At 66.0% G+C, this 8731-nt stretch carries 13 protein-coding genes and 1 pseudogene; 13 read left to right on the top strand and 1 reads right to left on the bottom strand.

Annotated elements, in window-relative coordinates; translation table 11 throughout:
• The 7 genes from ACFR9S_RS05370 to ACFR9S_RS05340 all read left to right on the top strand — a co-directional run.
• A partial coding sequence (locus ACFR9S_RS05370) for a MarR family transcriptional regulator (protein WP_379818223.1) occupies positions 1 to 1923 on the top strand: 1923 nt, incomplete at its 5' end.
• Positions 1924 to 2072: 149 nt separating this feature from the next.
• Positions 2073 to 2219, top strand: coding sequence for a hypothetical protein (locus ACFR9S_RS05365; RefSeq protein WP_166623322.1), 147 nt, complete (start codon positions 2073 to 2075; stop codon positions 2217 to 2219).
• Between the two features lie 6 nt (positions 2220 to 2225).
• On the top strand, positions 2226 to 2723 hold the full coding sequence (locus tag ACFR9S_RS05360; protein WP_074880882.1) for a hypothetical protein: 498 nt from the start codon (positions 2226 to 2228) through the stop codon (positions 2721 to 2723).
• Positions 2720 to 2962, top strand: a complete 243-nt coding sequence (locus ACFR9S_RS05355; RefSeq protein WP_074880880.1) for a hypothetical protein — start codon at positions 2720 to 2722, stop codon at positions 2960 to 2962. Before ACFR9S_RS05360 ends, ACFR9S_RS05355 begins: the two co-directional genes overlap by 4 nt.
• Positions 2959 to 3081: a hypothetical protein gene (locus ACFR9S_RS05350; RefSeq protein WP_255458125.1), complete on the top strand. Its 123-nt coding sequence runs from the start codon at positions 2959 to 2961 to the stop codon at positions 3079 to 3081. Before ACFR9S_RS05355 ends, ACFR9S_RS05350 begins: the two co-directional genes overlap by 4 nt.
• A complete protein-coding gene (locus ACFR9S_RS05345; RefSeq protein ID WP_379818222.1) occupies positions 3051 to 4202 on the top strand; it encodes a hypothetical protein in 1152 nt (383 codons plus the stop codon). The genes ACFR9S_RS05350 and ACFR9S_RS05345 overlap by 31 nt, the downstream gene beginning before the upstream one ends.
• Positions 4203 to 4398: 196 nt before the next feature.
• A complete protein-coding gene (locus ACFR9S_RS05340) occupies positions 4399 to 4734 on the top strand; it encodes a hypothetical protein (protein ID WP_379818221.1) in 336 nt (111 codons plus the stop codon).
• Between the two features lie 290 nt (positions 4735 to 5024).
• Here ACFR9S_RS05340 and ACFR9S_RS05335 read toward each other — a convergent pair whose 3' ends face one another.
• Positions 5025 to 5252 (bottom strand): hypothetical protein, encoded by a 228-nt coding sequence (locus ACFR9S_RS05335; protein ID WP_074880873.1) that lies wholly within the window; start codon positions 5250 to 5252, stop codon positions 5025 to 5027.
• A 199-nt stretch (positions 5253 to 5451) separates the two neighbouring features.
• Between ACFR9S_RS05335 and ACFR9S_RS05330 the strand changes: the two genes are divergently transcribed.
• The 6 genes and pseudogenes from ACFR9S_RS05330 to ACFR9S_RS05305 all read left to right on the top strand — a co-directional run.
• Positions 5452 to 6069: a hypothetical protein gene (locus ACFR9S_RS05330; RefSeq protein WP_074880871.1), complete on the top strand. Its 618-nt coding sequence runs from the start codon at positions 5452 to 5454 to the stop codon at positions 6067 to 6069.
• Entirely contained in the window at positions 6066 to 6479 is a 414-nt protein-coding gene (locus ACFR9S_RS05325; protein WP_074880869.1) for a hypothetical protein, read from the top strand. Before ACFR9S_RS05330 ends, ACFR9S_RS05325 begins: the two co-directional genes overlap by 4 nt.
• A 2-nt stretch (positions 6480 to 6481) precedes the next feature.
• Positions 6482 to 6973 carry a metal-dependent hydrolase gene (locus tag ACFR9S_RS05320; RefSeq protein ID WP_166623319.1) on the top strand — a complete coding sequence of 164 codons (492 nt, stop codon included), beginning with the start codon at positions 6482 to 6484 and terminating at the stop codon, positions 6971 to 6973.
• 93 nt (positions 6974 to 7066) lie between these two features.
• On the top strand, positions 7067 to 7210 hold the full coding sequence (locus tag ACFR9S_RS05315; RefSeq protein WP_166623320.1) for a hypothetical protein: 144 nt from the start codon (positions 7067 to 7069) through the stop codon (positions 7208 to 7210).
• Between the two features lie 211 nt (positions 7211 to 7421).
• Entirely contained in the window at positions 7422 to 7565 is a 144-nt protein-coding gene (locus ACFR9S_RS05310) for a hypothetical protein (protein WP_166623321.1), read from the top strand.
• Positions 7562 to 8731, top strand: a pseudogene (locus tag ACFR9S_RS05305) (hypothetical protein); the annotation flags it as partial. The gene ACFR9S_RS05310 and the pseudogene ACFR9S_RS05305, both read left to right, overlap by 4 nt.

Below are 8731 nucleotides of genomic sequence, written 5' to 3'. Positions count from 1 at the left end.
GTTCTCGTCGAAGCCCTGCCGACCATGGGGAAGTCCTACGGTTCGATCAAGGCGGCCGCCGACACCGGCGAGGAGATTACCGTTCTCACGGGGCGCGGACACAAAGAGCAGTACGGCCAGCTCAAAGAGTGGTGCGAGGAGCACGGGCTGACCTACAAAGTCCTCCCGTCGTTCACCCGGGACTGTAGCACGGCCAACGGCGAGCACGGCGAGGAGTGGGCCGACACCGTCACTACCTGGTACCACCAGGGAGCGTCGCCGAAAGCGATTCACAAGTTCGCCGAGGACGTTCTCGGCCGCCCGCTCCCCTGCCAAGAGCACGACGGCCAGCGGTGTCCCTACGCCGCCAAGTGGGACTTTGACCCGGACACGGACGGGAGCGCCGACGCCGGCGAGGACGTCCCTGTCGACGTGTTGATCGGCCACTACGCCCACGCCCACAAGCAGAAGGTTACGACCGGGCGGACTGTCGTGTTCGACGAGTTCCCCGGGGGCGCCTATCAGACAGTCCTCGGGCCGGAGCTCCAGGGGGCGGTGTCCTACTGGTTGGACACCGTCGACGCCCTCCCGTTCGACAGTTACACCGACCTCGTCGAGAACCGGAGCGACGAGGAACGCCGGGCGGACGCCCTACTGTGGTTCGACGAGCACGGTGTCGAGCCGGACGAAACCCACGTATTCGACGACCGGAGCGCCCACGCGGACGCTCCCCTGGCGGTGTTTTCCCTGCTCGCCGGCGACGACCTCGGGAACGGCTTTGAGACGGCGGACCTCGGCGACGGTGTCCGGGCGACGTTCGACCGAAGCCGTGGGAGTGTGTCCGTCCTCCAACCCCCGGCGCTGGAGTACGCGAGCGGTGTCGTCGCTCTCGACGGGACGCCCACAAAGCGAATGTGGGAGCTCTCCCTCGGCGAGCGACTGAACCACCGCGAGATCCTCCACGGGGGGGAGCGGGCCGAATACGTCCGGGACGCCCTGAACCTGAACCTCGTCCGGACCACCGAGTACATCAAGCCCTACAACTCGGCCGACCACGTCAACACCGAGCAGGACGCCGCCCTTCTCGAAGCGATTACCGAGGAGCACGGCGAACGCCCGGCCGTGATTACGACGACGACGGCCGAGGAGGAATACGCCGCCGAGGAGGTTCTCGACCACGTCGCCGACACCAAACACTACGGGAACGTCCTCGGGAGTAACGAGTTCGACGACACCCGGCTCGGGGCGGTGATCGGGAGCAACCACTACGGCGACGACTACATCAAGAAGTGGGGCGCCTACGCCGGCGAGAGCGTCGAGCGGAACGACGAGAAGGGGGCGGGACTCTCCTACGGTGGGTTCGGCGACGCCGTCCTCCAGCATATGCGCGAGCACGACACCCTACAAGCGGCCATGCGGTTCGGCCGGGACGGGAACGGCGCCGTCGTCTATGTCCATACGAACACGCTCCCGGAGTGGGTCCCTGTCGCCGGCGAGGGGCGGGTTCTCAAAACCTGGAGCGACGGCATGAAGGACGTCCTCGCGGCGCTGGAGGACCTCGGGGAAGCGACCACCGAAGCCGTCCGGGAGCACCCGGCCGTGAGTCTCTCGCGGCAACAGGTATTCGCCCACCTGGAGGAGCTCCGCGACCGGGGCGTTCTCGACCGCGAGCAGGACGCCGAGGACGGGCGCCGTGTTGTGTGGGTCGACGACGGCCTCCACCGAGTAAGCGACCACGGGGAGGCGGAGCTCGACCCGGTCGAACTGGAGGAGCTCGACGACGGCGAGGTTCGTCAACTATCCCGTAGTAGTATCTATACGTGGGACTTTACGAACCTCTCCGGTTCACCGGGGCCGGACACGTCCGGCGCCGGTTCCACCCCGTCGACGACGACAAGCGACGCCGATACAGGGGGCGGCCGGCCACCGGACCCGGCCGACTGACGCCGAGATCGGGCGGACGTTCGCCCGGCGAGCAGCGACGGCTACACCCACCCGGCGAGTTAGTCATTAATTAGTGTTTTCTGGAGTTTTGAGCCTTCTACCGCCCGTTCACACTGAAGTATAAGTGTGTGTCGCACACATTTCACAGCATGGATCGGACAAGCATCCCTCTCGGTACAGCCACCCGCGACGCCCTGAAGGAGTACAAGGAGGAGCACGACCTGGAGAATTACAACGCCGCCGTTCAGGACCTCCTCCCGGACGAGAAGGGCCTGGGCGGTTCTACAATCAAGTAAAACCGCATGACTACGAGCGAATCCGGGGTAGTAGACGGTAGTGATACCGGGCGGGACGCACCCGACTACACGACCGTCGACGTCCCGACGACCAAGCCGCCCGAGGAGTTCACGTACCAAGAGCGGCGCGCGGACCTCTTGGGACAGATCCGCGACCTCGGCCACCCGTCCATGCTCCACCAGGGGGAAGCGGCCGAGCGGTACGGGGTCAGCCAACAGCAAATCAGTAAGGACCTCGACCGGATCGCCGAATCCTGCCGCGAGCACCTAACACAGTCCCGCGACCGGCGCGCGCTCCAGTTGGATAGTGTCGTGCAGCGGGCTATCCGTGGGATGCTCGCGGACGAGGAATGGCGGGCGGCCGCTCGCACGGCGATCAAGTACCAGGATTTTCTCCAGGATTGGGAGGACGTCGAGCAGCTGGAGGGGAAGGTAGCAGGACTACGCGAGGAGCTGGAGGAGAGCGAAACGCACCTTACGGACGTCATGGGGGCAGACAAATGACCGGCAAACGCGACCTGGAGAGAGAGCTCGAGGAATTGGCCGACGGCCTCGCCGACCACTCGACCGACGACGGCGACCCACCCACGAAAGCCGAGCTCGGTGTGACGGCGGGGTTCGTTCGTTTCGACGGCGACGACCCTCCCGAGATTCCCGAGGGTTGGACCTGGGAACGCGAGGAGGACGCGACGAACGGGGGGGCGGACCTCAACGTCGCCGTCCGGGAGGAGAGCGACGAATGAGCCGGCGGAGTTACGCCGAGGTGGCGGAGAAGATCGAGCGGCTCAAAGAACTCGCCGAGGACTACGCCGAGAACGACCACCCGGACCCGTGGGACGACCCCCCGGAGGTAAGCGACTAACCCCGAGTGCTGATGACCCCCGCTTCTCGGTCGGGCGGGGCGAGGCACCAATTGTCGTCTCAGTCAGGGGCGGCCTTGTCACCCGCCCTTCGTTCATACTCATACTCATACGATGCACACCAACACCAACACCACCGACGCGGAGGGACAGTATGCACACTAAAGCGGCGCTCGGGTTCGACCTCGCGCTCCAGATACGGGAGGAGAGTTACGAGATCGAGGAGGACGCTCGGGGCGTCGCCCATGCGTTCGCGCTCGACGACGACACCCGCGAGCAGCTGGAGAGTGGCGTCGAACGCGCGTTCGACCGTGGGACCGTTTCGTCCGTCGACGTCCAACCCGGCTACCTTCGCGCTCGCGTGGAGCCAGGGAGGCCGGCGGAAGTGTCGCCGGCGGACCTCGTCGGCGCCCTGGAGAACGTCCCGAAGTGGTACAACCAGACCCACGCGGACGGGGGCGAGCGCATCATCCCGGGCGACACCTACGTAACCGTCTACCTGCCGGACGGGGCGACCACGCCCGAGGAGTTCGTCGACACCGTAACGGGCGACGACCGCGCTCCGGACGCGGACGGTCCCATATGCTCACTCTCCCGCGACGGGGACCCGTCGATCATGCCCGACCGGTACTTCTCCTACCACGTCGTCGTCCCGCTCGACCCGGAGATGTACGACGCCGGTAACAGGCACCCCTTCGAGTGGGGGGAGTTCGAACGCGAGCGGTTCGCCGAGCTCGTCGTCGACGACCCGGTCCTTTGGCCCGGTGGGGTTCAGTCGGTCCGCTCGCTCGAGCTCCACCCCGAGCACGTGACCGTCCGGCTCGACCTGGGGAACGTGGTCAACACCCCGGAGAGTGTGTGTGAGACGGTCGGGGAAGCGCTCGACAGGTACAACCGGGCGCCTGGGGTGCACCCCCGGCTCGGTAAAGGGGGGCAACAAGTCCTCCCGCCGGATTTGGCCCTGGGGGCGCCCGTGTATATCGGGGCGGTCGAACCCGAGCGGACCGTCGACGACTGGATCGCGACGCGCGAGCTCGACGCCGTCGACGGCGAGCCGATAGAACCCGAACCCGAACCCGAGGAGGACGGCGAGAGTGGCGGGCTGCTCTCTTGGGGCGGATAGCGTGGGGGGCAAGAGCGCCCAATCCCGGTTGGTGATTGAAGGCCTACACACCGACCACGGTGTTAGGTACCAAATTCGGGGGGATCACCCAATCGGGGCCGACTTTGGTAGTGAATCGGGAGAGTCAGCTATCGCCCGACTCGAAGACGTGGGGAGGAACGTCGACGTAACGCGGTTTGAAGATGGTCGAACGGCCGTGCATCTCAAACTCTTTCCCGAGGTAAGAATCCGGTCGGCTATCTCTTTGCGCGACCTGGATGGGGTAGTTGTTGATACCTTCCGGCTACACCTTCCGGAGTCACTTGTCCCGGAGGGGCCGCATAGGGAGGCGGTGGAATCCGTTGGGCAGCTCGTCGAAACGGCAAACCCCCCAACCCATCTTGAGGTGTCGGTCCCTGCGCCGGGAGAACCCCATGCCGGCGTTCCCCATGTCGTGTTCGATCCGGAGGAATCCCGCCCGAGGAATCTCCGGTTCCTTCCGGTGTCTCACTTGGCCGCGTTCATGGCCGACCTCAAACGATTACCGGAATAGCCCGGAGTTGGTCCCGGGAGCGAAGATTACGACGCGAAGCGACGTTTCCGGTACGACCCCGAACCGCCGGACGGCGGTACGATAGGGCAAAAAACACCGTCGAACCACCCACATACCCGGCGAGACATGCCGGTAATTGGGTAATGGATCTGGTAGGTGGGCCGAGCGTTAACCAACACGGACGTCCTCGAAACGCCGGCTGTTGGTTAAGACTGAATGGGGAGTTTTGCAAGTCGCCCAACGCGCGCGCGACGGCGGTGCGGAAATCGAAAAGAAGCGGCTGGCGGTCCCTACTCGTCGACGCCGTCGCACCCGTCCCGGTGGCTCGCGTGTTCGCGCTCGCCGGCGAGGACCTCGACGCCGCAACCAGTACACCGGACGTAACGGGCGCCGGTGAGCTCGCCGTATTTGTCCCGTTCGGTAAATGGTCCCTTCCACCGAGCGGGAGCGTCGACGACAACGGCATGATCGGTTTCGGTGGCGGTTCCTTCTTCAGTCGGGGTATCGTATGCGGACATGGTCGTTCTCTCCAGAAGGACCGGCTCGCGTGTTCCTACCACGCGGGCGCTTTCACGCCCCGAGGACCCCGCCCTTCCTGTTCCTACCTTAGAAGGCACTAACCATAAACCCACCGGAGAAGGTACTACTCCCGGGTATGCCCGTGTTCGTTCCCTCGAAGGCACTACCTTTTAGGGCATTAATGCCGTAGTGGGCACTATGGACCCACCCGATACGGGCGGCCGAAAGCCGAGAGTGACCGACAGGGACCTGCTCGACGTGTTCCGCGACGCCGAGGACCCCGTCCTTTCGACCGCCGAGGTGGCGGACGCCGTCCCGATCAAGCGCCGAGGGACGCTAAACCGGCTCCGGGGGCTGGAGGACGCCGGCGACCTGGAGAGCAAACAGATAGGCGGGCGAAACACGGTGTGGTGGCTCGCGGACCTCTTGGACGTCGAGAGCGACCGGAGCGAAACGCGGGCCGACACATCGGCCACGGACACCGGCGCCGAGAGCGCCGACACACGCCCCGAGAGCGATACGCTCCCCGAGGACGTCCGCGACTACCTGGAGCGGGAGGACGTTCCACCAAAGACCGAGCACGGCCGTTCGGCCGTCGTCGACGTGTTCCGGTTCCTCCGGGAGCACGGGACGGCGAAAACGGGCGAGATCCAGGACGCCGTGTATCCCGACTACACCGAGGAGTGGGGGAGCGCCCGGACCATGTGGAACGCGCTCGACCGATACCTCCCGGACGTCCCGGGCGTCGAGAAAGGCGGTTACGGGGAGTGGGAATACACCGGCGACGACGACGTTCGCGAGGAGCTGGAGCCATGACCGAGGACGTCGACCCCGAGGACGCCCGACCGGAGGGGCATTACCCACGGTTTCGGTCGAACACATGGCACTACGTCCCGGCGGACCTCGCCCGAACTCTCTCCCTCGGGCCGGCCGGCGACGGCGAGCCGGGGCAGGACTGGGTTCTCTCCTACACGCCCGAGCGTCGAGATCCCGACGACCGGGAGAAGGTGTTTGTCCGGCTCTCGCCCCCCGCCCTGGAGGAGCTATACGTCGAAACGGTGGGACTGTCGCCCGAGGACCGCCAAGCCGGACACACGGCCGAGTGTGACTTTTGCGGGGAGAGTGTCGCCCTGGAGAAAGCCGTCCCGAACAAACGCGAGGAGCCGGTACACAAGCGCTGTTACCGCGACGCCTACGGCGGGCCGGAGTGGCTGGAGCACTACTAACCATGCACAAGAAGGGCCATATCGGCGCCGCTCTCCTCGCGACCGCGCCGGTCGTGTTCGTAGTGACGGCCGCCGGGTTCTCGACGCTCGCCCTCGCCGGCGCCGGTGTCGTCGTCGCCGGTTCCATGCTCCCCGACCTGGATATGCGGCTCCCGTTCGTGACCCACCGAGGACCGACGCATACCGTATGGTTCGCCGGCGGTGTCGGTGTTGTGTATGGTGTCGTCGGCGCGGTCCTCGGGAGTGGGACCGGCGCCCTCGCGACGCTCGCCCTCGGCGCCTACGGTGTCCTCCTGGGGGTGGTTACGGTCGGGGCGCACCTGCTCGCGGACGCTTTGACGCCCATGGGGATCCAACCGTTCGACCCCGTCGACGGACGGGACTATTCGCTTAGTGTGACCCGAGCAGCGAACCCGATAGCGAACTACGCCCTGCTCGCCCTGGGGAGCGTCGCCGTCGCCGGTGCGTTCCTGGCGGGCGGCATGATCACATGACCGAAAACGAAAAACGGCGGAATAGAGGTTCTACCCCACACACTAACGGAATAGTCACGAATCTTTAACCTCTCGGGTAACATGGTTCCTTCCATGGCAGCAACCGAGGCGCAAATCCCGCTATCGAAGGAACGCCGGCGCGAGCTCAAGGTTCTCAAAGCGGAGGAGGACCGGCGGAGTTACGACGAAACGCTCGCGGCGCTGCTCGACGCCTACGATACCGAGGACAACGACTAAATCCCATACCCGTAACTATGGGAGTAGTTGAATCAGCCGACACCAAAACCGGGCTCTTTGGCCAGGGACCGGTTCCGGTGTCGAACTAAATTGGTCTGCCACCGTAACGCGAAGGCACCGGGCGGCGGGCCTTCTGCTTGGACCTACGGGGTCCGGGTTGAAGGCTTTTACTCTCGGTGCACGGCGCGGAGCGGGGGCAACACGCCCGCGAATGAGCACGACACCCAACCCTAACACCGAACGAACCGACGCACCGACCGACGAGAGTTCCCCGAGTTGTGGGGCCGAGGAGATGCCCGAGATCATGGGCTGTCCGTTGGCCCACACCGTCGACACGGGGGAGGGGGGACTATGACGCCCACCGAGGACACCGACCGAGTGGAACAGCTCGCCGAGTACCTACGCCTACACCCCGACGCGAGCGCTCCCGGAGTGATCGGCGCGACCGGCGCGGACCCGAGTGTGTGGCTCGACGCCGTCGCCGACGCGCTGGAGACGGACACGCCCGCCGAGGCGCTCCGGAACGCCGAAACCACCGAGCCGGAGGGTGGTTCTCGGGACACGAACCCCACCCCTGAGGCGGACAAAGCGGGTTCGTCGACGCCGGACATGGACACGGACGCCGAGGACACCGGCGCGTGGGCCGAGGCGGACTTTGCCAACCCCGAGCCGGACACCTACCCGCCGGCGCTGCTGGAGCGGGAGAAGTGGATGGGCCGGCTCGCCGGTGAGAAGCTCCCGTTCGCGCCGTGGGGGGACGCCGACCACCCGGACGGCGAGGACGGGAAGGACGCCCGTTACAAGTGGGGGATTAGCGACCACTACACGGACGGCGAAACTGTCGCTCTTGCCGAGGAGGACCACCGGCTCGGGGGGCGCGTGTTCATCCAAACCGAGAGCGACCCGTTCGCGTTCGTCGACGGCGACGACGTTCGGGACCCGGACACCGGCGAGGTACACCCGGCCTTTGTCGCCCTGCTGGAGCAACTCGGGCGGACCTACGCCGACGTTTCGACCTCCGGGAGCGGTGTCCACGCCTACTACCAGGGAGAGCTCCCGCTCGCCGGCCACGGACAAGCCGTGTTCGACATAGACACCGAACCGTGGGGAGCGAACGATAGCGTCCCGACCGTCGAGATCTACGCGAATAAGCACGTTTGCGTTACGACCGGCGAGCACGTTCCGGGGACCGGCCTGGACGTCGTCGAGTGGGACGCCGACGCCCTCCGGTCGGTTCTGGAGGCCAACGGCTACACGGACAAGGAACCGATCACCCACGACACCGACCGGGACCGTCCCGAGCTCGAGGAGTACGACCCCGTCGCCGTCGACGCCGAGGAGAAGGCCGACGACGTCCGGGACGTTCTCGCGGGCGTCGAGCGTCTTACCCCGCGCGACCTCCCCCTCCGGACCCGGAAAACCGGGACCGATAGCACGGGCTGGAGTACGTGGGACCCGAGTTACCGCTCCAGCGAAAGCGGGGAGAGCCTACACTCCCCCCCCGACGACCCGGTCTTTCAC

Source organism: Halolamina salina (assembly GCF_042678005.1).
GTDB classification, from domain to species: Archaea; Halobacteriota; Halobacteria; order Halobacteriales; family Haloferacaceae; genus Halolamina; species Halolamina salina.
The sequence above is the reverse complement of the archived record's forward strand: the minus strand, read 5'-3'. Positions and strand labels throughout refer to the sequence as shown.